Origin of the sequence: Mesorhizobium sp. NZP2298 (assembly GCF_013170825.1) — a bacterium.
Classification (GTDB): Bacteria; Pseudomonadota; Alphaproteobacteria; order Rhizobiales; family Rhizobiaceae; genus Mesorhizobium.
On sequence record NZ_CP033365.1, the window covers coordinates 1,857,872 to 1,881,461 of the forward strand.

General features: G+C 62.9%; 24 protein-coding genes. 11 read left to right on the plus strand and 13 right to left on the minus strand.

Annotation, left to right across the window (positions count from 1 at the left end; genetic code table 11):
• Positions 1-7: 7 nt before the first annotated feature.
• The 5 genes from EB231_RS09000 to EB231_RS09020 are packed head-to-tail and all read left to right on the plus strand — an operon-like array spanning position 8 to position 4,280.
• Entirely contained in the window at positions 8-913 is a 906-nt protein-coding gene (locus EB231_RS09000) for a carbohydrate ABC transporter permease (RefSeq protein ID WP_056568286.1), read from the plus strand.
• 1 nt (position 914) lies between these two features.
• A complete protein-coding gene (locus EB231_RS09005; protein ID WP_056568289.1) occupies positions 915-1,874 on the plus strand; it encodes a carbohydrate ABC transporter permease in 960 nt (319 codons plus the stop codon).
• A complete protein-coding gene (locus tag EB231_RS09010; protein ID WP_140772182.1) occupies positions 1,871-2,095 on the plus strand; it encodes a hypothetical protein in 225 nt (74 codons plus the stop codon). Before EB231_RS09005 ends, EB231_RS09010 begins: the two co-directional genes overlap by 4 nt.
• Positions 2,092-3,195, plus strand: coding sequence for an ABC transporter ATP-binding protein (locus tag EB231_RS09015; protein WP_172348495.1), 1,104 nt, complete (start codon positions 2,092-2,094; stop codon positions 3,193-3,195). Before EB231_RS09010 ends, EB231_RS09015 begins: the two co-directional genes overlap by 4 nt.
• Complete coding sequence (locus EB231_RS09020; RefSeq protein ID WP_172348496.1) at positions 3,195-4,280, plus strand: ABC transporter ATP-binding protein; 1,086 nt, start codon at positions 3,195-3,197, stop codon at positions 4,278-4,280. Before EB231_RS09015 ends, EB231_RS09020 begins: the two co-directional genes overlap by 1 nt.
• Before the next feature lie 48 nt (positions 4,281-4,328).
• On the opposite strand, the gene EB231_RS09025 is transcribed toward EB231_RS09020, so the two are convergent.
• A complete protein-coding gene (locus EB231_RS09025) occupies positions 4,329-5,315 on the minus strand; it encodes an AraC family transcriptional regulator (protein ID WP_172348497.1) in 987 nt (328 codons plus the stop codon).
• 90 nt (positions 5,316-5,405) lie between these two features.
• On the opposite strand from EB231_RS09025, the gene EB231_RS09030 reads away from it, so the two are divergent.
• Positions 5,406-6,620 (plus strand): MFS transporter, encoded by a 1,215-nt coding sequence (locus tag EB231_RS09030; RefSeq protein ID WP_172348498.1) that lies wholly within the window; start codon positions 5,406-5,408, stop codon positions 6,618-6,620.
• A 37-nt stretch (positions 6,621-6,657) separates the two neighbouring features.
• Here the strand turns inward: EB231_RS09030 and EB231_RS09035 are convergent, their stop codons facing one another.
• Positions 6,658-7,236 carry a TetR/AcrR family transcriptional regulator gene (locus tag EB231_RS09035; protein WP_206681902.1) on the minus strand — a complete coding sequence of 193 codons (579 nt, stop codon included), beginning with the start codon at positions 7,234-7,236 and terminating at the stop codon, positions 6,658-6,660.
• A 98-nt stretch (positions 7,237-7,334) separates the two neighbouring features.
• On the opposite strand from EB231_RS09035, the gene EB231_RS09040 reads away from it, so the two are divergent.
• Positions 7,335-8,243, plus strand: coding sequence for an SDR family oxidoreductase (locus EB231_RS09040; protein ID WP_172348500.1), 909 nt, complete (start codon positions 7,335-7,337; stop codon positions 8,241-8,243).
• Positions 8,244-8,259: 16 nt separating this feature from the next.
• Here EB231_RS09040 and EB231_RS09045 read toward each other — a convergent pair whose 3' ends face one another.
• Positions 8,260-8,607, minus strand: coding sequence for a GFA family protein (locus EB231_RS09045; RefSeq protein WP_172348502.1), 348 nt, complete (start codon positions 8,605-8,607; stop codon positions 8,260-8,262).
• Between the two features lie 174 nt (positions 8,608-8,781).
• On the opposite strand from EB231_RS09045, the gene EB231_RS09050 reads away from it, so the two are divergent.
• Complete coding sequence (locus EB231_RS09050; RefSeq protein ID WP_172348504.1) at positions 8,782-10,077, plus strand: amidase; 1,296 nt, start codon at positions 8,782-8,784, stop codon at positions 10,075-10,077.
• Positions 10,078-10,101: 24 nt separating this feature from the next.
• Here EB231_RS09050 and EB231_RS09055 read toward each other — a convergent pair whose 3' ends face one another.
• The 5 genes from EB231_RS09055 to EB231_RS09075 are packed head-to-tail and all read right to left on the minus strand — an operon-like array spanning position 10,102 to position 14,364.
• Positions 10,102-10,491 (minus strand): hypothetical protein, encoded by a 390-nt coding sequence (locus EB231_RS09055; protein WP_172348505.1) that lies wholly within the window; start codon positions 10,489-10,491, stop codon positions 10,102-10,104.
• A 41-nt stretch (positions 10,492-10,532) separates the two neighbouring features.
• On the minus strand, positions 10,533-11,513 hold the full coding sequence (locus EB231_RS09060; RefSeq protein ID WP_172352849.1) for a hydroxyacid dehydrogenase: 981 nt from the start codon (positions 11,511-11,513) through the stop codon (positions 10,533-10,535).
• Positions 11,514-11,527: 14 nt separating this feature from the next.
• A complete protein-coding gene (locus tag EB231_RS09065; RefSeq protein ID WP_172348506.1) occupies positions 11,528-12,244 on the minus strand; it encodes a FadR/GntR family transcriptional regulator in 717 nt (238 codons plus the stop codon).
• 2 nt (positions 12,245-12,246) lie between these two features.
• The gene (locus EB231_RS09070; RefSeq protein WP_172348507.1) at positions 12,247-13,416 is read right to left on the minus strand and encodes a mandelate racemase/muconate lactonizing enzyme family protein; all 1,170 of its coding nucleotides are present in this window, start codon (positions 13,414-13,416) and stop codon (positions 12,247-12,249) included.
• A 60-nt stretch (positions 13,417-13,476) separates the two neighbouring features.
• The gene (locus tag EB231_RS09075) at positions 13,477-14,364 is read right to left on the minus strand and encodes a sugar phosphate isomerase/epimerase family protein (RefSeq protein ID WP_140772162.1); all 888 of its coding nucleotides are present in this window, start codon (positions 14,362-14,364) and stop codon (positions 13,477-13,479) included.
• A 401-nt stretch (positions 14,365-14,765) separates the two neighbouring features.
• On the opposite strand from EB231_RS09075, the gene EB231_RS09080 reads away from it, so the two are divergent.
• The 3 genes from EB231_RS09080 (at position 14,766) to EB231_RS09090 (ending at position 18,220) form a co-directional block, all read left to right on the plus strand.
• Positions 14,766-15,821 carry a sugar phosphate isomerase/epimerase family protein gene (locus tag EB231_RS09080; RefSeq protein ID WP_172348508.1) on the plus strand — a complete coding sequence of 352 codons (1,056 nt, stop codon included), beginning with the start codon at positions 14,766-14,768 and terminating at the stop codon, positions 15,819-15,821.
• Between the two features lie 146 nt (positions 15,822-15,967).
• Entirely contained in the window at positions 15,968-17,155 is a 1,188-nt protein-coding gene (locus EB231_RS09085; protein ID WP_172348509.1) for a Gfo/Idh/MocA family protein, read from the plus strand.
• Between the two features lie 174 nt (positions 17,156-17,329).
• Positions 17,330-18,220, plus strand: coding sequence for a sugar phosphate isomerase/epimerase family protein (locus EB231_RS09090; RefSeq protein WP_172348510.1), 891 nt, complete (start codon positions 17,330-17,332; stop codon positions 18,218-18,220).
• Here the strand turns inward: EB231_RS09090 and phnE (EB231_RS09095) are convergent.
• The 5 genes from phnE (EB231_RS09095) to EB231_RS09115 form a co-directional block, all read right to left on the minus strand.
• A complete protein-coding gene (gene phnE / locus EB231_RS09095) occupies positions 18,217-19,767 on the minus strand; it encodes a phosphonate ABC transporter, permease protein PhnE (protein ID WP_172348511.1) in 1,551 nt (516 codons plus the stop codon). The genes EB231_RS09090 and phnE (EB231_RS09095) overlap by 4 nt on opposite strands.
• Positions 19,768-19,771: 4 nt before the next feature.
• Complete coding sequence (phnE, locus tag EB231_RS09100) at positions 19,772-20,746, minus strand: phosphonate ABC transporter, permease protein PhnE (protein WP_172348512.1); 975 nt, start codon at positions 20,744-20,746, stop codon at positions 19,772-19,774.
• A 72-nt stretch (positions 20,747-20,818) separates the two neighbouring features.
• Entirely contained in the window at positions 20,819-21,727 is a 909-nt protein-coding gene (gene phnD, locus EB231_RS09105) for a phosphonate ABC transporter substrate-binding protein (protein WP_172348513.1), read from the minus strand.
• Positions 21,728-21,818: 91 nt separating this feature from the next.
• On the minus strand, positions 21,819-22,682 hold the full coding sequence (gene phnC / locus EB231_RS09110) for a phosphonate ABC transporter ATP-binding protein (RefSeq protein ID WP_172348514.1): 864 nt from the start codon (positions 22,680-22,682) through the stop codon (positions 21,819-21,821).
• Between the two features lie 130 nt (positions 22,683-22,812).
• Positions 22,813-23,523 (minus strand): DUF1868 domain-containing protein, encoded by a 711-nt coding sequence (locus tag EB231_RS09115; protein WP_172348515.1) that lies wholly within the window; start codon positions 23,521-23,523, stop codon positions 22,813-22,815.
• Positions 23,524-23,590 lie beyond the last annotated feature (67 nt).

Here is a 23,590-nt window from a genome sequence, read left to right on the forward strand (position 1 = left end):
AGGGGTCTTGGCGACCACGATGATCACAACGCTGGACAGGTCCTCGCGGGCGGCCACGCGCGGCCTGAGCGATATTTCGATCCGCAACCTCTTCATTGTTCCGACGGTCCTGTTCCTGATCGTCTTCAACATCTTTCCGCTGATCTATTCGCTTGGCTATTCCTTTACCGACTTCCGCGCCTCGACCAACGCGCCGGCGAATTTCGTAGGGCTGCAGAACTATCGCGACCTGCTCAACGATCCCTATGTCTGGTCCAACTTCGCCATCACGGCGAAATACGTCATCATCTCGGTCGCCGGTCAGTTGCTCGTCGGCTTCGGCGTGGCGATGCTGCTCAACCGCGATATCCCGCTCAAGGGCCTTATCACCACGCTCCTGCTGCTGCCGATGATGCTGTCGATGGCTGTTGTCGGCTTGTTCTGGAAGCTTCTCTACGACCCGTCATGGGGCGTCATCAACTATGCGCTCGGGCTCGGCAATTTCGAGTGGCTGGCCGATCCCAAGATGGCGCTCTACGCCGTCGCGCTGACCGACATCTGGATGTGGTCGCCCTTCGTCATGCTGTTGTCGCTGGCAGGTCTCTCGGCGGTGCCGAAGCATCTCTACGAGGCCGCCGCGATCGACCGCGCCGGGCCGTTCTACACGTTCTTCCGCATCACGCTGCCGCTGGTGGCGCCGATCCTGATGATCGCGGTCATTTTCCGCACCATGGAAGCGTTCAAGACTTTCGACCTCGCCTACATCCTGACCAGCCAGCCGACGGCCGAACTGATCTCGATCCGGCTCTACAAGATGGCGTTCCAGGAATGGCAGACCGGGCGCTCCTGCGCGATGGCCTACATCGTGCTGATCATGGTGCTGGCCATCACCAACATCTACGTCAAATACCTCAACAAGGTGAAGGAGCGCTGAGATGGCCGCCGTCCGCACTTCTTCCGAGATCGGCTTCAACCGCGTCGCCATCGTTGCCGTGCTGGTGGTGACGATCATCTTCCTCGCCCCAATCTACTGGATCGCCTCGACGGCATTCAAGCCGCGCAACCTGGCCACGACCATCCCGCCGACGGTCGTCTTCCAGCCGGAAATTTCGCCTTTCGTGAAGCTGTTCACCAAGCGCTCGCAATTGCGCAGCCCACCGACACCCGAAGAATATGCGGCGGCGCCATGGTGGGAGCGGGTCGTTTTCGATGGCGGCGAGAAGATCGTGCGCGACGGCAAAGGCCAGGTGCAGTGGTCGGGTTATCCGAGCCGTTTCCTGAATTCGCTGATCATCGCCATCACCTCGACAGTGCTGGCGGTCGGCATGGGCACATTCACCGCCTACGGCTTCTCGCGCTTCAAGGTGAAGGGGGAGGCGGATCTCCTCTTCTTCATCCTGTCGACACGCATGCTGCCGCCGGTGGTGGTGGCGATCCCGATGTTCCTCATGTACCGCGCGGTCGGCCTCAACGACACCCATATCGGCCTGATCATCCTCTACACCGCCTTCAACCTGTCCTTCTCGGTCTGGCTGATGAAGGGTTTCATGGACGAGATCCCGAAAGAATATGAGGAAGCGGCCCTCGTCGACGGTTACACGCGCATGGAGGCCTTCTTCAAGATCGTGCTGCCGGAGGCCGCCACCGGCATCGCCGCGACCGCGGTGTTCTGCTTCATCACGGCATGGAACGAGTATGCCTTCGCGCTGATCATGACCAATCGCCGCGCGCAGACAGCGCCGCCCTTCATCCCCAGCCAGGTCGGCTCCGGCCTGCCCGACTGGACGGTGATCGCCGCCGGGACCTTCCTGTTCCTGCTGCCGGTCGCCATCTTCACCTTCCTGCTCCGCAATCATCTGTTGCGCGGCATGTCCTTCGGAGCGATCCGCAAATGAGCTTTCGCGCCATCAATCAGAAATACCTGGAGCCTGGTTCGCAGGTGCTCATGGTGCTTGGCATCGTGGCGCTCTGCCAGCCCTGGAACATGCTGCTACACACATACGGCCTGACCATCATCCTGATCGGGCTGATCGGCTTCAACATCACCTCGAAGATCGCGCCTGAGGAGGAGGCCGGCACCGGCCACGCCGCGCGAAATCCGGGAGCAGAGCATTGACCCAGATCGAGCTTCGCGGCGTCCAGAAATTCTTCGGCGCCGTACAGGTCATCAAGGACCTCAACCTCAAGATTGCCGACAATGAGTTCATCGTGCTGCTCGGCCAATCGGGCTGCGGCAAGACGACGACGCTGCGCGCGATCGCCGGGCTGGAGACGATCGATGAGGGCGACATCCTCATCGACGGTAAGCCGGTCCAGCATCTGAAGGCCGCCGACCGCGACATCGCCATGGTGTTCCAGTCATTCTCGCTCTATCCGCATATGAGCGTCTACGAGAACATCGCCTTCCCCTTGCGCGCCACGCGCAAGAGCAAGGCCGAGATCGACAGCGAGGTGCGCTCGGTCGCCAAGACGCTGCAGATATCGGATTTGCTTGGCAAGAAGCCATCGGCGCTGTCGGGCGGCGACATGCAGCGCGTCGCCATCGGCCGGGCGCTGGTGCGACGGCCCAAGGCGATGCTGATGGACGAGCCGATCGGTGCGCTCGATGCCAAGCTGCGCGAGGAGATGCGGGCCGAGATCAAGCGGCTGCACATCAAGCAGGGCTCGACCACGATCTATGTCACGCACGACCAGATCGAGGCGATGAGCCTCGCCGACCGCATCGTCATCATGCATGAAGGCGTGCTGCAGCAGGTGGGTACGCCCGACGAGGTCTATTCGCGCCCGGCCAATCTGTTCGTGGCGCAATTCGTTGGCAGCCCGGTGATGAATGTCGCCGACGCGGCGGTGGCCGAAAAAGCCGCGTCCGCATCGGTGACGGTCGGTGACGCGGCCACCGGCTTCGAGTTTCCGCGCGCGCTGCTGTCGAAGCTCAACGGCCATGCCGGCGGCCAGCTGGCGCTCGGCATCCGTCCGGAAGGCGTGCTCATTCGCCGTGACGCGGCCGACGGCTTCATGGCCGTCGAGACACAGATCGTCGAACCGCTCGGGTCCTTCGATATCGTCGACCTGAAGGTCGGCTCCGAGATGCTGCGCGCTCGCACCAAGAGCGGCTTCATCTCGGGGCCCGGCGAGAAGGTCTTTGCGCGGATCGATCCGACGCAGGCGCATTTCTTCGACAAGGCAAGCGGCAAGTCGCTGGAAGTGAGATTGTGATGGCCCATATCCAGCTCAAGAATATTTCCAAGAGTTTCGGCAATCACACCGCCCTGACCGGGCTCGACCTCGACATCGCCGATGGCGAGTTCTTCGTGCTGCTCGGCGAGACGGGCGCCGGCAAGACGACGACGCTGCGGCTGATCGCAGGCCTCGAGAAACCGAGCGAGGGACAGGTCCTCATCGACGGCGTCGATGTCGCCGAGTGGGGCGCGGCCGAACGCGACGTGGCGCTGGTGCTGCAGCAATATTCGCTCTATCCGCGCTACACGGTGCGGGAGAACCTCGAATTTCCGCTGAAGCCGAAGATCCGCCGGCTGCCCGATGCCGAGATCAAGGACCGCGTCGACCGCGCTGCTCGCACACTGCGCATCGAACACCTGCTCGACCGCAAGACCGACCGCCTGTCCGGCGGCGAGATGCAGCGCGTCTCGATCGGCCGCGCCATCGTGCGCAAGCCGCGCGTGTTCCTGATGGACGAGCCGCTGTCGGCGCTCGATGCCAAATTGCGCGAGGCGCTGCGCACGGAATTGAAGAACCTGCAGATACAGCTGGGCGCCACATTCCTGTTCGTCACCCACGACCAGATCGAGGCGATGTCGATGGGTGACAAGGTCGGCGTGCTCAACCATGGCCGCATCGTGCAGACCGGCACGCCGCACGAGATCTACAACAATCCACGCGACACCTATGTGGCGAGTTTTGTCGGCTCGCCGCCGATGAACCTCATCGACGGCAGGCTGGTCAACAACCGCGCGGTGATGGCGCCGATGAATTTCGAGCTGCCGCTTTCAGCGGGGGCCAAGACGGGTGCGGCGACCGAAGGTCGCCCGCTCGTCTTCGGCATCCGTCCCGAAGATGTCTATCTGGAAAGCGGCGCTCCGGTCGAGGCGCGTGTCCATGACGTGGAAAATCATGGCGTCGAGAAGATCCTGACGCTGCGTGTCGGCGACACAACACTGCGCGCCACGGTGCCGGCCAGGACCGATGTCGCGATCGAACAGCCGGTGCGTTTTGCCTGGAACCCGGACAAGGTGGTGCTGTTCGACAAGGGCAGCGGTGTCAGCTTGCGCCACGCCGGGTGAAGCGCTGTTTCGGTTCAGCCGGGTAGCCGTGCAACGAAGGATACCGGCTCAACTGGCCTGGCGGATTTCGGCCTGTTCCTCGGCGCGCAGATGGCTGGGCGCCGCGCCGATGACGCGCTTGAAGGCACGGCTGAAGGCGGCGTCCGATTCATAGCCAAGGCGGGCCGCAACGACTGATATTTTCATCCGGTCGCGGACCAGCCACTGACGCGCCTGATGCATCCTGACCTGGGTGACATATCTTGCCGGCGTTTCGCCGACGATGGTGGCGAAACGTTCGGCAAAGCCCGAGCGCGAGGCGCCCATCATCCGGGCCAGCGACTCGACCGTCCAGTCATGGTCAGGTTCGAGATGGATGGCCGCCAGCACGCGACCAATGTCACGGTCCCTGACCGCGGCGATCCAGCCGGAGGAGTCGCCGCAACCACGTTCGACCCAGGAGCGGATGACCGTGGCGGCAAGCACATCGGCCAGCCGTGCCAGGATGCCGCCGGAGCCGACACGCTCCATCGTTACTTCGCGCGCCATGGACTCCAGCAGGTGTGGAATGCCGGGCTCGTAGGCTTCCAGCTCGTGCGTGCGCATCACGTCCGGCATCATGCCGAGCAGGGGGTGCAGGCCGTCGATGTTGAAATACATCGCGGCGCAGAAAAGCAGTGTTCCAGGCTGGCAATTCTTGTCGCACATCTCCGCGTTTGACGTGCAATAGACGTCCTTGCAGACTTCCTCGAGCTTGTAGCCATGGATAGGCCAGGCCTGTGCCCCGGGTTCGCTGGCCAGCACATGCGCCTCGCCTCGTGGAAGCAGCACCGCGTCGCCCGCATTGAGCTGCACCCATTCGCCGGATGGCTGCTTGAGCCAACAGCCCTTGCGGCCGATGAAATGAAACCGCGCTCCGGGCTGAGCCGGGAACTGGATACCCCAAGGCTCCTTCATTTCGCAGCGGCCATACTCGACACCGTCGAGACGCAGGCCGCGCAATATGTCTGTCAACGGGTCGCCGGTGATCGGAATTTTGGACGAACGGTCAAGCATAATGGGGTTTCTAGCATGGAAACTCCAGCCCGTCACTCCCTATGTTGCACCGCAGCCAAATGTTGTGCCGCAACAAATCGGAGACTGACCATGGCCGAACCCGCGACAGGCGTCATCGACGCCGCACTTCTGAACCCCACAGAATCCGATGAACGAGCCGAGCCGGCATGGGGTGCCGTGGTTTCGCTGGCGCTTGGCGTTTTCGGTCTCGTCACCGCCGAATTCCTGCCCGCCAGCCTGCTGACGCCGATGGCGCGCGATCTCGGTGTCAGCGAAGGCGTGGCCGGGCAAGCGGTGACGGCAACAGCCATAGTCGGCGCCATCGCCGCGCCCACCATGGCCATCATCACAAGGCGCATGGACCGCAGGCTTGTGATGTGGATGCTGACGGCATTCCTCATCCTGTCCAACCTCCTGGCCACCTTTGCCTCATCGCTGCCGATGCTTCTGCTTGCCCGCGTCGTGCTCGGCGTTGCGCTCGGCGGCTTCTGGGCGATGTCGGCGGCCATGGCGTTGCGGCTGGTGCCGATGCGGCTGATGCCGCGCGCCATGTCGATCATCCTGACCGGCGTCTCGCTGGCCACCGTCACCGCCGCTCCGGTCGGCGCTTATGTCGGCGACATCTGGGGATGGCGCACGGCGTTCATGATTGCGACCATCGTCGGCGCCTTGGCGCTGCTGGTGCAATTGGCCACCATTCCGAAGCTGCCACCGGTGGGTGTCGCGAGCTTCCGCACCTTGCTCGATGTGCTGGAGCGGCCGTCGATCCGGGTGGCCCTGCTGGTCGTGCTGCTGGTCGCGTCCGGACATTTTGCCGGCTTCACCTATGTGCGCCCCTTCCTCGAAAAGGTGCCGGTGCTCGACATCGAGACGATCTCGCTGGTGCTGCTGGCCTATGGCGTCGGCGGTTTCTTCGGCAATATCGCCGGCGGCATCCTGGCGGAGCGTAACCTCAAGGCGGCCGTTGCCCTGGCGCCCTTGCTGATTGCCCTGGCCGCCGCCTCGATGCTGGTCTTTGGTGCCTCGCCGACAATTGCCGCCACCGCCGTCGCCGCCTGGGGTTTTGCCTTCGGCGCGGTGCCGGTCGGGCTGCAGAGCTGGCTGGTGCGGGCAGCGCCGGACCAAGCCGAAAGTGCCGGCGGCTTGATGGTGGCGACCTTCCAGGTGGCGATCGCGCTGGGTGCTGTCTTCGGCGGCTTGCTGGTCGATCATACCGGCGTGGCCAGCGCCTTCGCTTATTGCGGCATCGCAACGCTGATGGCGGCGATCGTCGTGTTCCTGCGAGGCCCGAAGCAGGCCGAATAGTCTCCCATCCCTGACCTGCCCAGCGGCCCGAGAACCATCATGGTTCTCGGGCCGCTGCCGTTGTGATGGTGGCAACGAAGCGGCTGAGGCTGTCCTCGATATAGGTGGCGACTTCAACTGCCGGATCGAAGCTCCACCACAGGAGGGAGCCTTGCCAGTGCGACGCCATCAGCAGGCCGATGTCCCGCGGAGGTGTGGGCGTTGCCGCGAAACAAGCCGCCAGTGCCTTGCAAAGGGCTGTCTTCCAAGCCGCACCGCGCGTCCTGAGCACGGGGTCTCGCAAATCCTCGCGCAAGACGAGCAGGCCTTCGGCATAGGCTTCGATGCCGCCATAGCCTTGCGACAACGCCACCAGCAATTCAATGGCGCCGGCCGGAGTCTTGGGCACGCTGTCGGCCAGCGTCCTGGTCCTGTCGTCGAGGCCGTCCCAGGCATGCAGCAAGGTGCGCTGCTTCAACCGTGTCTTATTGCCAAAGCGCTGCACCAGTGTTGCACCGGAGAGGCCACAGGCTTTTGCCAGACGCTCGAATGTAAGCGCCTCCGGGCCGTGCTCGTGCATCAGCCGCACTGCGTTCTCCAGTACCTGCTCGTCGGACTGGGTCTTGGGACGGGTCATCTTGACATTCCAATATAACCGAATGATCATTTATATATGATAGATGTGACGCAAGCCATCCCTTTTTGATCGATGGGTGCCGTTTTTGGGAGAGTTCAATGACTTTGCAAGGAAAAGTTGCGCTGGTTGCCGGCGGCACACGAGGTGCCGGGCGCGGCATAGCGGTCGAGCTCGGCGCTGCCGGCGCCACTGTCTATGTCACCGGGCGGAGCACGCGCGCGCAGCAATCGGAGTACGCGCGGCCCGAAACAATCGAGGAGACGGCGGAAATGGCCACGGCGAGCGGTGGCAGGGGCATCGCCGTGCAGGTCGACCATCTCGTGTCCGACGATGTGCGCAGGCTGGTCGAGCGCATCCGCACCGAACAGGGCCGTCTCGATATCCTGGTCAACGACATCTGGGGCGGTGAAAAGCTGTTCGAATGGGACAAGCCAGTCTGGGACCACAATCTGGAGAACGGTTTGCGCATGCTGCGTCTGGCCATAGACACGCATCTGATCACCGCCCATCATGCGCTGCCCCTCATGATCGAGCAGCCCGGCGGGCTGCTGGTCGAAGTCACGGACGGCACCGCCGAATACAATGCCGATCACTACCGCCTGTCGCCTTTCTACGATCTCGCCAAGGTCGCCGTGAACCGCATGGCCTGGGCCCATGGCAAGGACCTTGCGAAACACGGAGCCACCTCAGTCTCGTTGACGCCCGGCTGGCTGCGATCGGAGATGATGCTGGAAGCCTTCGGAGTGCGCGAGGAGAACTGGCGTGATGCAACCGCCACGGTGCCGCATTTCGTCATCTCGGAGACGCCGCGCTTCGTTGGGCGCGCCGTTGCCGCGTTGGCTGCGGATTCTAATCGCTCACGCTGGAACGGGCAGTCGCTGTCCAGCGGCGGGCTGGCGCAGGTGTACGGCTTTACCGATCTCGACGGTTCGCGGCCCGATGCCTGGCGCTATGTGCCGGAGGTCCAGGACGCCGGCAAGCCAGCCGACGCAACGGGTTATCGGTGATGCGGTCTGGGGTCGCTCAGGCCGAACGCCCGTCGAAATCGAAGACCGGCAAGGTGGACGGGTCGATATCGGCGACGCAGTTGAGGTTGATGTAGGCGGTGCGTTCGCCGCTTTCGCGGATATCCTCGGCGAAAGGGTGGATGCCGCAGGTGCGGCAGAAGCGGTGCGCCATGGTGTGGTTGCCGAATGTGTAGGTGCCCAGATCATCGCCCCAGGCCAGGACCGTCAGGCTCTCATGCGGGATGGCGCACAGCAAGGCGCCCTTGCGTGAGCAGATCGAACAATTGCACCGGACGGCGCCGGTCAGTTCCGCCTTGAATTCGAGGCCGACCTTGCCGCAGTGACAGCTGCCTTTGTACAGCATCAGTATCTTCCTATCGCTGGCAGGTGCAAAGGCACGCTGGCCGGGTTATCCCTTCCGCAGGCCAAACCGGCTGCGTTAAGTCTTTGTTTTTTCGCAATTCCGGACGGAAAACCGCACACACTTTTCCTGGAATTGCTTTAAAGACGTTGCATTCTGGCGGAGTCCGACATCGACATGCAATCCATCCGCGACCGTCTCGAAATCATCCTGTCACGTCTTGCCAATCGTGCGGCCGACGAGAAGGTCTTCACGAGGCTCTATGTCGAGCCCGCGCGGGCCGCGGCGGACGCCAGCGACGCCCGTAAGCGCGCCGGTGTGACGCTCGGGCCGCTCGACGGCACCGTCGTCTCGATCAAGGATCTGTTCGATGTCGCGGGCGAACAGACGACGGCGGGCTCGCTGATGCTCAGAACCGGCGCGCCCGCGTCGGATGACGCCGCCGTCGTCCTCCGGCTGCGGCAGGCCGGTGCGGTCATCATCGGGAAGACCAACATGACCGAATTCGCCTTCACCGCGATCGGCGACAACATGCACTACGGCACGCCAGGCAATGCCGTTGACGCCAGCCGCATCCCCGGCGGTTCGTCGTCCGGCGCCGGCGTTTCCGTCGGCGAGGGAACGAGCGACGTCTCGATCGGATCGGACACGGGCGGGTCGATCCGCATTCCTGCCGCGCTCAATGGCGTCGTCGGCTTCAAGCCGACGGCGCGGCGCGTGCCGCTGGCCGGCGCCTTTCCGCTGTCTGGCACCTTGGACTCGATCGGGCCGCTTGCCCGAACCGTCGCGCAATGTGCCGCCACCGACGCCGTGATGGCCGGCGAGGTGCCGACCGAGCTGGCGGCCATATCGCTCGCGGGACTTCGCGTTGGTGTGCCGCGCGGCGTTCTTTTCGGCGACACGGAAGGTGAGGTCATGACGTCGTTCGAGCGTTGTCTCGGCAAGATCGAACAGGCTGGCGCGCGCATTGCGGATCTATCGATCGACGACATGATTGCCGATCTGCGCGCGGCGACCAAGCGTGGCTCGATCGCTGCCATGGAAGGGGCCGAGGTGCATGCCGACTGGCTGGCGACAGGCGCATCGGTGCCGGTCGACCCGAATGTCAGCGGGCCTTTGTCGCGAGCGGCAATGCTGCCGGTGCCGGTCTACATCAGGGCCTTGCGCCGCCGTCGCGCGCTTGTCGCCGCCATGGATGAGCGGCTGGCATCGGTCGATGTGCTGGCGCTGCCGACCACGCCGGTGACGGCGCCGACGATCGTTTCCATGGCCGAGGATGCCGAGTTGCGCGACCGCGTCGAAGGCCTGCTGTTGCGCAACACACAGGTCGCCAACCAGTTCGACCTCTGCGCGATCTCGCTGCCGATGCCTGATATGGCGCTGCCGGCCGGACTGATGCTGGTCGCGCGCAATGGCCACGACCGGCATCTGCTGCGGATTGCCGCCGCCGTGGAAAGGCTGCTGGCTGGCTGAGCGACAGGAGCCGCGAATTGCGGATCAGTGTGATGAACAGTGCTTGCGTTCGCTGTCCTTGGCGGCGCGCACGATGCGGGTCGCGACCAGCCAGGGCAGGCTGTAATCCTTGCCGGTGATGGTCTGGGTGCGGTGCTCGATCGAGCCCCTGAGGACGATCTTCCCGCTGTACAGCACGTCGGACTGGTCCGTTATCGCCTTGTCGGCCTGCGGCAGGCCGCTGGTGTCGATCGACACACCCTTGATGATCGTGCCGGTGACGAGATCAAGCGCGCTGTTCGATGGGCAGGGCGCCTTGAAGCAGCGCAGCCCGTTGTCACAATAGACATAGCTGCTCTCGGCCGCGGCGACTGCCGGCAAGGCGCGGATGGACGAGGCTGCGGCAATCAGAAATGCAAGGCGAAGACCGGACATGGCCGCACCGTCGCGAAGAATTGGGGCGAAACCGCGATGCTCTAGATGTCGACCGGAAACCGTCTCCGGTAATGATCGACAACTTCCGGATTGCGCAGATTGACCGGCAGCTTGCCGGCCAGCACCAGCAAGGCTTCGCCCGCGGCGCCGACGCCCATGCGCATCATCGATTCCTCGGTAATCCCAGCCATATGCGGGGTGATGATGATGTTGTCGAAGCCGAAATAGGGATGATTGGACGGCAGCGGCTGCGTCGAGAACACGTCGAGCGCGGCGCCGCCGATGCGGCGCTCCCGCAAGGCCTCGATCAGGGCGTCGTCATCGACGACCGGCCCACGCGAAACGTTGATCAGCAGCGCGTTGGGTTTCATGCGGGCGATGCGCTCACGGCTGATCAGGCCACGCGTCTCCGGCGTCAGCGGACAGCAGAGCACGATGATGTCGCTCTGCTCGACCAGCGCGTCGATCGACAGGAAGCCGACTTTGTCCGGCGCCGGCTGCATGCTGCGCGTGGTTGCCACCACCTTCAGATCGAAGCCGTGCGCGGCGATATGGCCGACGGCCTGGCCGACGGCGCCGAGGCCGACGATGCCGATGGTCTTGCCGGCAAGCTCGATGTTGGAATTGGCATGCTCGCGGCCGGCGAGCCAGCCTTTGGCGCGCAGGTCGCGGTCGACCCTGCGGAATTGCCGCAGCAGCGCCAGTGCGGTGAGCATGACATGTTCGGCAACCGAGCGCGCATTGACCGCCGGCACGTTGGCCACCAGCACGCCGGCCGCGGCCGCCGCTTCCATCGGAATCATGTCGAGCCCGGCGCCATGGCGGATCGCCGCCCGCAGCTTCCAGGCACCCTCGAACAGCGCCGGTGGCAGCGGCGCGCGCACGATGACGATGTCGGAATCCTTCGCCTCCCGGGTCAAAGTGGCGGCATCGAGGGCCGAAGCGATGACGAGTTGACCGGCGCCGGCGAGCTTGGCCGAGGCGCGCGGGTGCAGCGGATGGGTCGACAGGATCTTTGGCACGGCCTGGACCACGATCAGGCCTTTTCGAGCGCCGGGCTCGCGGCAACCGCGTTGCCGCCCTCGATCAGTCCCTTCCAATAGCTCTCCGCGCCTTGAAGGTGGGCACTCATCAGCGCCTGGGCGAGATTGCCGTCGCGGCGCAGCAAAGCCTCGTAGATCTGCACATGCTCGGCATGCGAGCGCACACTGCGTTCGGGATCGTTGAAGTAGATCGGCAGGCGCTGTTCGCCCATCAGATAGTAGACGCTGCAGATGTTGTGGAAGACGCTGTTCTTGGTGGCGCGAACGATCTCGAGGTGGAACTCGCGGTCTTCCTTGGCGAGGCCTTCGCCGGCGGCGATGCGCTCCTCGGAAGCCTTGAGGATTTCGCGCAGCCGCTCGAAATTCTCGTCGGTGGCGCGCGAGCAGGCAAGTTCGGCGGCCTTGATCTCGTGGATCTTGCGCAGCTCAACCGTCTCGTAGATCTGCAACGGATCGAGCGGCAGGCCGGCGCGCGCGAACAGCGCCAGCGCCTCGACGCTCGCTTGCTTGGTGTCGATGTAGATGCCGGACTTCGCCCGACGCTCGACGATGCGCATGGCTTCCAGAATGGCCAGCGCCTCGCGGATTTGGCCGCGGCTGACGCCGAAATGCTCGGCCAGTTCACGCTCCGACGGCGTGCGGCCGGTCTCGCTGTCCGAGTGGGAGAACAGATAGGCGGCGAGTTCCGCGAGGAGGTTCTTTTCTTTCATCGTCAACTGCGTTGCGCGTGCGCCTCCAGGAATCGCTCCGAAATGGTGAACCCCAATCCGGGCTTTTCCGGGATCGCTATCATACCGTCCGTTGCTTCGACAGTCTCTTCGATCAGATCATGGATCATCGGGTTGGCGCCGAGCGAATATTCGACGATGAAACTCGACGGCGAGGCGGCGCAGACATGCAAGCCGGCGAAGAAGCAGGGCGCGCCGGCCCACAGATGTGGCGCAAAGCGCAGATTGAAGGCGCTGGCGATGGTGCCGATCTTCATCGCCTCGCTGATGCCGCCGCAGAAGGCGGGATCGGGCTGGAAAATATCGGCTGATTTGAGCACGGCAAGATCGCGGAAGGCATAACGCGTCGCCTCACTCTCGCCGGTGGCGATCGGAACAGCACCGGAGGCCCGCACTTCCGCCATGCCCGGCTTGTCATCGGCAATGATCGGCTCCTCGAACCAGGCGAGATCGAGGTCGTTGACAAGGTGGATGAAGCGCTTGGCTTCCGCCACCGTGTAGGTGCCGTGGGCGTCGACCATCAGTTCGACATCGGGGCCGAGCGCCTGGCGCGCGGCGCGCACACGGGCGGCGGAGACGTGTGCTGCCCCATCCATGGCGCCGACCCGCATCTTCAGCGCCTTGAAGCCGCCCCGGGCTATGTAGGATTTCAATTGCTCGCCGATGGCATCCGCGGACGCCCAGCCGCCCGAGGCATAGGCCTGCATGCGGTCGACCTTGCGGCCGCCGAGCAGCCGCCAGACCGGCACGCCGAGCGACTTGCCCAGGATGTCCCAGAGCGCGATGTCGACGGCGCTGATGGCGGCGATGCTCATGCCGCGCCGGGCCAGCTGCGGCATGGCGTGGCCGGTGCGCGCGGCACTGTCGTGGCGCACGCCATTGTAGAGCATCTCCCAGATGATTCCGATATCGGCCGGATCCCGGCCGATCAGCTGTGGGCCGACCTCATGGTTCAGCATGTGGACGAGGGCGCCGTAGCTGCCGGCGCTGCCGGCGGCGTTCTTGCCTTCGCCCCAGCCGACCAGCCCGTCATCGGTTTCGATGCGCAGGATGGCGGCGTCGAAGGTAGTCACCTGGCCGAAGTCGCTGCGGTGCTGCCGAGCGGCTTCGATCGGGATGCGGACCCACCAGGCTTGGACGGTCTTGATGCGCATGTTTTTCCCCAGCCCTGCCGCCGGTCATGGCGGAAGGGCAAATTTCCCAAAAAGTCTCGACTACTTGATCAGCGGCAGCAGCGTTTCGGCGGTGATGCGCATCTGGTCGGTGTAGAATTTCTCGGTGAGCACGCTGGAGCCGTGATCCTGGATGAACTTCAGCTGCTCGGGCGAGATATCGACCGGGTGGCGCTCGACCATTTCGGGATAGGGCGCCGCCGGCGTGCGGTCGACCGGAGCGACGAACTCATTGGTCAGCGCGCCGTCGTAGCCGACTTCCTTCAAGGTGGCGACGATCTTCGGCCAGTCGATCTGGCCGAGGCCGGCGGCGAAGCGGTTGTTGTCGGCGACATGGAAGTCGAACAGCCGCTTTCCGATCTTACGGATGGCGTCGTAGACGTTAAATTCCTCCATGTGAATGTGGTAGGCGTCGAGGCAGACGCCGCATTCGGGGCTCACGGCATCGGCAAGCGCCAGCGCCTGGGCCCCGCGATTGAACAGGTAGGTCTCGAAGCGGTTGAGCGGTTCGACGGCGATCTTGACGCCGACCTTCTTGGCATGGGTGAAGCACTCGCGGGTCGCGTCGACCACCCACTTCCATTCCTCTTCCTCGGTGCCGTCCGGCACCACCTTGCCGACGGTGGCGGGGACGAGCGTGATGATCTCGCCGTCGAGCTCGCTGACCATGGTCAGCACGTCCTTGACGTACTGCACCGAGCGCTCGCGCTGGCCCTGGTTCTTGGCGGCAAGGTTGCGCTCGCCCAGCATCAAGGTCACCGCGCCCCAGCAGCGGATGCCATGCTCCTTCAGCAGCGCCCGCGTCTCCTTGGTCTTGTACTGTTCGGGCTCGCCGGAAATCTCGATCGACTCATAGCCGAACTTCTTGATGCGCTTGAGGGTCGTCTCCAAGGGTTCCGCGCGCATCCAGTTGTGCGTCGAAAGATGCATGGTCTGTCCTTCCCAAATTCGTCCGTATGGTTTGCCTGCGACATGCATCGCCGAAAGGCGACGCAAGGGTTCCTCCCCAAGGCACCCCCAGCCTTTTCCTGCAAACTGGTTCGACCAATTGGGCCTGAGGCGAGGTCTACAGCAAATTGCCTGGAACGGCAAGAACTGCGGAAGCGCAACTTTTTCTGCGAATTATTTCATTGATTGTATTGCGATATCTGCCGATATTTCGGGTGTGCCGACGGCTTTGAAGATGCATTGCGAGGCTTGACCAAATTCCGCGATTTGGTAATACCAGAATGGCAGTGCCTGCAAAGCGCCCGATGCGAAAAGACCAAAATGGCTGGCCCTGCTTCCAATCGGCGCTATGCTTGGTCGCGACAAGATGAGGGAGGATGCCGATGCCGACGACAATGAAGGGCCCTGGGCTGTTTCTGGCGCAGTTCGCGGGTGATGCGGCGCCATTCAATTCACTGGCCTCGATCACCAAATGGGCCGCCGGTCTCGGCTATAAAGGCGTGCAGATCCCGACCTGGGACGGGCGCTTGTTCGACCTCAAGAAGGCAGCTTCTTCCAAGACCTATTGCGACGAGGTCAAGGGCATCTGTGCCGATGCCGGAGTCGAGATCACCGAACTGTCGACGCATCTGCAGGGGCAGTTGGTGGCGGTACATCCAGCCTATGATGCGCAGTTCGACGGCTTCGCGCCGGCCTCGGTCCACAACAATCCCAAGGCGCGGCAGAAATGGGCGGTCGAGCAGATGAAGTTCGGTGCCAAGGCATCGCGCAATCTCGGGCTGAATGCCTCCGTGTCGTTCACCGGCTCGCTGGCTTTCCCTTACCTCTATCCCTTCCCGCAGCGGCCGGCCGGACTGATCGAGGAGGCCTTTGGCGAACTCGGCAAACGCTGGAAGCCGATCCTCGATGTGTATGAGGACAATGGCGTCGATGTCGGCTACGAAATTCATCCCTCTGAGGACGTGTTCGACGGCGCCACCTTCGAGATGTTCCTCGATGCGGTCGGCGGCCACAAGCGCTGCAACATCAACTACGACCCGTCGCACTTCCTCTTGCAGCAGCTCAACTATCTCGAATTCATCGACATCTACCACGAGCGCATCAAGGCGTTCCACGTGAAGGACGCGGAGTTCAATCCGACCGGCCGGCAAGGCGTCTATTCCGGCTATCAGAGCTGGACCAACCGCGCCGGCCGCTTCCGCTCGCTTGGTGACGGACAGGTGGATTTCGGCGGCATCTTCTCCAAGCTGACGCAGTACAATTACGATTCCTGGGCGGTGCTGGAGTGGGAGTGCTGCCTGAAGCATCCGGAAGACGGCGCGGCCGAAGGCGCCCCTTTTATCCAGCACCACATCATCCGCGTGACGGAAAAGGCATTCGACGACTTTGCCGGCGGCACCACCGACAAGAAGTTGCTGCGCGCGATGATGGGCATCTAGCGCTTGTCCCTCCCTCTCAAGGGGAGGGCGGCCCGAATGGCAGGCTGGGGCGGTTCATGCCGAGCTCCGCCTCTACGACCCACCAGATCCGCTGCGCGGATCGACCCCTCCTCGAGGAGAGGTAAAATAGCACGAGGGAGAGAAACATGGTCGGCGCATCGAAGTCGGAAACGGGAGGCGGCCCGATCCGCTACGGCATGGTCGGTGGCGGGCAAGGCGCCTTCATCGGCGCGGTGCACCGCATCGCGGCGCGCATGGACAATGATTTTGTGCTGGTTGCCGGCGCACTGTCGTCCGACCCGGCGCGGGCCAAGGCTTCGGCCGCCGAACTCGGCCTCGATCCGGACCGCAGCTACGCGTCCTACGCCGAGATGGCCAAGGCCGAGGCTAAGCGCCCAGACGGCATCGAGGCGGTGGCAATCGTCACGCCCAACAATGTGCATGTGCCGGCAGCCAAGGCCTTTCTCGAGGCTGGCATCCACGTGATCTGCGACAAGCCGCTAGCGACGACGCTGGCCGAGGCGAAGAAGCTCGCCGCGGTCGTCGAGAAGACCGGCAAGGTGTTCGTGCTGACCCACAACTACACTGCCTATCCGATGGTGCGGCAGGCACGCGAAATGGTGGCAAAGGGCATGCTCGGCGACATCCGCATCGTGCAGTCGGAATATCCGCAGGACTGGCTGACCGAGGACCTCGCCGCCACCGGCCAGAAGCAGGCGTCGTGGCGCGGTGATCCGAAGCAGGCAGGCGCCGGTGGCGCGCTGGGCGACATCGGCACCCATGCCTACAATCTTGCCCGCTTCGTCTCCGGGCTCGAGCTGGATTCGCTGTCGGCCGATCTCGATGCCTTCGTGCCGGGGCGCCTGCTCGACGACAATGTCAACGTCATGCTGCGCTTCAAACCCGCCGGCAAGACGCATCCCGCCAAGGGCATGATCTGGGCGAGCCAGGTGGCGCCCGGACACGAAAACGGGCTGAAGCTGCGCATCTATGGTTCGAAGGGCGGGCTGGAATGGGTGCAGGCCGACCCGAACTATCTCTGGTACACGCCGTTCGGCCAGCCTAAGCAGTTGATCACGCGCAACGGCGCCGGCGCGCTGCCGGTGGCAGGCCGTGTCAGCCGCGTGCCGTCAGGCCATCCCGAGGGCTACCTCGAAGGCTTCGCCAATATCTATCAGGAGGCGGCACGCGCCATCCGCGCGGCGCGCCGCAAGGGTGGCAAGCCGGCAAAGGATGTCGTCTTCCCGACCATCCAGGATGGCGTCGAAGGCATGGCCTTTATCGAGGCCTGCGTGAAGTCGTCGAAGAAGAATGGAGCGTGGACCAAGCTCTGACCGGGATGCGGATCTTCAGGTGATGCCGGCCTGCAAATGACAGTTTCCTGCGCTTCCGGTGCCCGCGTACGAAAAGTACGCTCCGCTCCGGTTCTCGGAAACCACCATTTTGGGCTCGGACTGACTTGAAGGTCAACTCCCCGTAGGGGCCTAAAAAGGGGGGGAGGGGCGTCGATGAAAATCGGCATGTGCATGTTCTTGTGGACGACCGCGGTGTCGAAGAAGCACGAACCACTGCTTCGCGACATCAAGGCCACCGGTTTCGACGGTGTCGAGATTCCGATCTTTGCCGGCATGCCCGACGACTACAGGAAGCTCGGCGAGCTGCTCGACCGCATCGGCTTGGAACGGACCGCGGTTTCGGCGATGGGCGACCCCTCAATGAACCTGATCTCGGCCGACGCCGCGACCCGCAAGGCCGGTGTCGAATACATGAAATGGGCTGTCGATTGCGCCGATGCGCTTGGCGCAAGGACGCTCAGCGGACCGCTGCATTCGACGCTCGGCGCCTTTTCAGGCTCCGGGCCGACGACCGCCGAGAAGAACCGTTCCGTCGCCTCGCAGCGCGCCATTGGCGACCACGCCGGCAAGCGCAACGTCACCATCGGGCTGGAGGCGCTGAACCGCTTTGAATGTTATCTTCTCAACACGATGGCTGACCTGTCGGAGCACGTCGATGCCATCGGCCGGCCGCACATCAAGGCGATGTACGACACCTTTCATGCCAACATCGAGGAGGCCGACCCGATCGGCGCCTATACGAAGCATCGCAGGAATGTCGTGCATATCCACATATCGGAAAATGATCGCGGCGTGCCGGGGCGCGGCAACATCCCGTGGAAAGAGACGTTCGCGGCGATCCGCAAGAGCGGCTATGACGACTGGCTGACCATTGAGTCGTTTGGGCGTTCGCTGAAGGATTTGGCGGCGGCGACCAAGGTGTGGCGCGACTTCGCGGAGACGCCGGAAGCGGTTTATCGGGAGGGGTACAAGCATATCAAGAAGGGGTGGAAGAAAGCGGGCTCGGATGCCCTCGCCAGCCCTCCGGTTCCTCAGGAGAGCTAAGTGGCTTGCGGCAAGCGGACTGGGGTCGGCCCGGGCGGTCCATCAGTCCTGTCATCGGCAATGCCTATCAGTTTGCGGCGGAGATAGTTGGACATGTTGTCGAAGACGAAAACGACGACCAGGATCAGCAGAACCATATAGAATACGTTGGCCCAATTGGTGTTGGTGCGCATGGCCTCCCACAGCTTCAGGCCGATGCCGCCGGCGCCGACGGCCCCTATGATTGTCGCCGAGCGCGTATTCGATTCCCAGAAATAGAGGGATTGGCTGAGGAATACCGGCAGGACCTGTGGCAGTACGCCGTATCTCTGCACCATTGCCGGTGTGGCTCCCACGGAGCGGACTCCCTCGCGCTGCTTGTCATCGATGTTTTCCAGCGCTTCCGAATAGAGTTTGCCCAAAGTGCCGGTATCGGTGAAGAAAATCGCCGACATCCCGGCCAATGGCCCCGGCCCGAAACCGCGCGTGAAGAACAGTGCCCAAATCAGCATGTCGACCGAGCGCTGGAAATCGAAAAAGCGCTTGGTCGTCTGGTTGGCTATCCGACTCGGCGTGATGTTGCGGGCAGCCAGGAAGGCGAGTGGAAAGGCCACAACGGAGGCCAGCACCGTGCCGACAAAAGCCATGACGATTGTCTGCAGCAATTTCAGCCACACGTCGCCATGCTGCCATTCGGCGTTGTTAAGAATGTTGTCCCACGCAAGTGCTGCGTTTGATCGCGTCGGGTCGATGCGTGGTTCGAAGAGGATCAGCGAGGCCGCATCGCCGAACGATTTCCCCCAGAAGGGCGAATTGGTGTCGAATACAAAATTCGCCCAGCCCAGGAAACGTCGCCAGGCGATGACTTCGTCACTTTGTATTTCTGCGCGGCCAAAGAAGCTGAACGAGACATAGGCTGTCGAGCCGGGCTTGCGCTGTTCGATCCAGTCAGGCAGCGGCGTTCGCGGCGTGACGGACTTGTCCCTGGCGATATCAAAGACGACATTTTCGGTGCCGCGTGTCACTGTGACGAGTTTTGGCGTGATGACGATCCGGGCATTGCCGAAGACAACATCGGCCACAACGACGGCTTCCTTGCGGACCGCCTCGGGCGCGGTCGGAAGCGGTTCAGGCAAGGTTTCTGGCTTGCCGGCAGCCGCAGCGCTGGGCGCCATGAACGAATCGTGTGACGACTTGTCGGATGTTACAGCCGGTGCAGGTTTCTTTGCATCCGGGCGCTGTTCGATCACCGCCGTTTGTTTGACCACCCAGTCGGGATTGGGATTGGATCCCAGTTTGGAGAAACGGGAGTAGTTGATCTCCAGATAATCGTCCTTGAATTCGATGTCCGGGCGAATTTCGTAGGATACCCAGTCCGCGAGATAGGCGCTGGCGAGGTTCCAGTTCGCCTTTTCAAGAACGATTCCGATCGAGAAGAACCACCAGCAATAGAAAGTGTAGAAAACGCACAGGAGGATGCCGAGGGGGGTGGCATAGCGTCTCCATGCCGATCGCCGAAACGCGTCCGGATGGCGGGCAACAACGTCGTTGACGGCAGCGGCGTCCATTGCGCTACTCTCCGCGCCCGTATGCGAAGGCCTGTTTCCCGACAAGGCGGCGTCTCAGCCATGCCGAAAACTGGTCGACGGCGACAATCGTGCAGAACAGTAGAAAGACGATGGCGATGGTCTTGGCCTCATGGCCCCGGCTGATCGAAAGACGCAGGGATTCCCCGATGCCGCCAGCGCCGACGGCGCCAAGAATGGTCGAAGCGCGCACATTGATCTCGAAGCGAAGCAGAAAGTAGCTCATGAAGTTGGGCAGCACTTGTGGCACGATGCCAAACCATACTCGTTCGACCCAGTTGGCGCCGACAGCCCGCAGCCCTTCGTCGGGCCGCATGTCGGCGTTTTCGACGACTTCAAAGAACATTTTTCCGAGTGCGCCGACGGTATGGATACTGACGGCCATGATCGCGGGAATTGGTCCAAGCGAGAAGATGGCCAGGAAGAAGCCGGCGATGACGATTTCGGGGAAGGCGCGGACAATTTCCAGGAAGCGGCGGGAGGTAAAGCGCAGCCAGCGACTAGCGGTGATATTGCGCGCGGCGAAGAAGCAGAGGAGGAAACCGAAAGTGGAGCCGACCAGCGTTGAAAAAAGCGCAATGTTCAACGTCTCGACCATCCGGTAGAAATATTCCGGGATGTAAACGCCCTGGGACAGATAAATCCGGCCTTCCGGATAATCGAATTTCAGGCTGCCATCGTCATAGGGCGACGGCAGGTCGAACAGGGCGCGTACGGGGTCAAACCAGTCACGCGGTTTCATGTCGATGAAAAAGTCGGCGATGTGGGGCAGGCGATCGAAGAACTTCCCGGCATTGGTTTCGTTGGCAAACCAGAGCGAGCCGGAGAGTGCGATAAGCAGGAAAAGCAATCCTCCAGCAGTGTAGAGGCGCCGACGTGCGGCGAGGTCACGCCAGTGTTGTTCAACCAGGGCTCCCCCCGGCGAAAGCGCTGGCGCACGCTGGACGTCGGTCGCGCTCATCGATGGTTTTCCAGTCTCTTGATGCGGCGACGCCGCCGCAGGCACAGCCCCGGCGGCGTCGTGACGTTCGGTTTACGAGCCGATCTTCGCCTTGCGAGCGTCGATGATCGCCTGATAGAATTCCGGAGTGACCGGCGCAAAACCCTTGAAATCACCGCCTTCGACAGCCGAGAAGCACGCCGGATCGGATTGCGGCAGATTGGTCACGAAATCGGTGATCTTCTGCTTGACGCCGGCATCGAGCGCCGTGCGCACGACCAGCGGACCGTTCGGGATCAGCGGCGACTGCCACAATTCCACGAGGTCATCCATCTTGAGGACACCCTTCTCGACCATCTTGCGCAGGTTACCCGAGCTGTAGCCGTCCTTGAAGTCACCGACGCCCGAGGCCCAGGTGGTGCCAGCGTCGAAGGTGCCCTTCAACACTTCAAGCACAAGCTGCTCATGGCCGCCGCCGAAGCCGGTCGAGGCGAAATAGCTCTTGACATCCATGCCGATGTCTTTGGGCAGCGCCGTCACTGGGATCAGATAACCCGATGTCGAATCCGGATCGGCGAAACCGAGCTTCTTGCCCTTCATGTCGGCAAGCGTCTTGATGCCGGAATCCGCGCGGGCAACCATGACCGAGTGGTAGCCCATGGAACCGTCGGTCTGGACCGTGGTCAGGATCGGCTGAACCGCGTCCTTGTTCTCAAGATAAATCTTGGCGTAGCCGGAAGCGCCGAGTTCGGCGTAGTCGAGCGTGCCGCCGAGCAGGCCCTGGATAACGCCGTCATAGTCGGCGGCAGGAAACAGCGAAACCTTCTCCACGCCGAGGACTTCCTTGATGTGATCGGCGAAGCACTGGTAGTTGCGCAGACGGTCGGCTTCGTTCTCGCCGCCCAGAATGCCGATGCGGAATTCCTTGATGTCCTGTGCCTGGGCTGCGCCGATCGCCATGGCCATGACGGAAACGGCACCGAAAAGAATTTTTCTAAACATCTGGCGTCTCTCCTGTTGATCCCGGCGTTGCGCCGGCTGCGTGAAGATGTCGGTTGATGCCCTTGACGCGGGCTGGCGATCCCGCCTGCTCTCAGTATCCCGGAAACGCGGGTTCGAGCGGTCCGGCGGATACGGTGATCTTCGGCTTGAGTTGCATCGGGATGCTGGTCGAGGTGAGAGTCTCGGATATCTCGGCACCGTCGCCGTTCGCTCCGTAGACGGTCCGCACGGCGTCGCGCGTTAGGTCTTCGGGCGAGCCGTCGAACACGACCTTGCCGGCGGCCATGCCGATGATGCGGCTGCAATAGGTACGGGCGGTGTCCAGCGTATGGAGGTTGGTCACGACGGTGATGCCTTCACGCAGATTGATGTCCTGCAGCGAGTCCATCACCACCTTGGCGTTGAGCGGATCGAGCGAGGCAATCGGCTCGTCGGCAAGGATCACCTTCGGCTGCTGCATCATGGCTCGGGCGATTGCCACGCGTTGCTGCTGGCCGCCAGAGAGGGTGCCGGCCGGCTGCAGCGCCGTGCGAGCGATGTCGAGACGCTCGAGCGCGACTATCGCCTCGGCGCGTTCCTCCCTAGAGAAGACGCCGAGCAGGTTCATGATCGTCGAACGATGGTTCAGCCGGCCAAGCAGCACGTTGGTCAGCACATCGAGGCGCGGCACGAGGTTGAACTGCTGGAAGATCATGGCGCAGTCGCGCTGCCAGCGCCGCAGCGGCGAGCCGCGCAGCTGGGAGACCTCGGTGCCGTCAAAAAAAATCGACCCCTGGCTGGGGTCGACGAGACGGTTGATCATGCGGAGAAGGGTCGATTTGCCAGCGCCCGAACGGCCGATGACGCCGACCATCTGACCCTGCGGGATCGAGATGTTGACGTCGCTGACGGCGGTGTTCTTGCCAAATCGTCGGCTGACACCGCGGATTTCGAGCGTGGCAGAGCTTGCTGACATGGGCTGGTTCCAGTCCGGTCCATATTGATCGTCAGGCATTCGCCTAACGCAGCCACATGAACCTGCCGTGTCGCCAGCATGTCAGTTTTGTTACGCTACACAGGCTTGGCGACCGGCGACTTGCGGACAATCAGCCGAGCACCAGCAATTCCTCGAAATGCTTCATGTCGCGGAAAGCGCAGAAGGCGGGCGCCTTGATCTCGATTATCGGAGCCTGCCTTGCGAAAAGCGCCAGGCAATCGTCGAACAGCGCCTGCCATGCCGCTGCCCTGTCGTTGGCGAGACGCTGGATCTGGTAGGCGAAGGTGATGTGGAAGACGTACGTGTCGTGATCGGGGTGCCGGTAGCCGAACGGCACCGCCAGCGCATCACGCCATTGACGCATGATGCGCACGTCCTCGTCCGTCGCGCCGGCCACGGTGAGGCCGGTCGGCACGACCTCGACCACCTTGATGTTGAACGGGCCGAAGCCCTCGAAACCCTTCAGGCGTTCCAGATAAAGGCGAGTCATTGCGTCGATGCTGGTGTCGAGTGGCACGTCCTGCGGCCAGTAGGGCAGGCGGCGGCGATATTCGATGATGCCCTGGAACAGGGTCATGTGCAGGCTGGAGACGGGCGTGAACGCGAGCCGGTCGGCGTCGGCCATCGCCAGCATCTTATCACGCACGGCAAGCACCACGGCCTCGGATGGCGAACCTCCGACCAGGTGGCTGACGACGGTGTTGCCAGGCTCGGTCAGGAAATTGCCCGACGTGTCGTAGCGGGTGCCAAGATGCGCAGGCGGGGTCGGATTGGAGCCGGCAAAGAATCCGGCGAGCGAGGGTCTGACGGTATCGGGCATGGCGATCTCCTTGGGGGAAATGGCGTCCTGTCCGAGTCCTGTGTCAAGGATGTGAACAGGCTCCCCG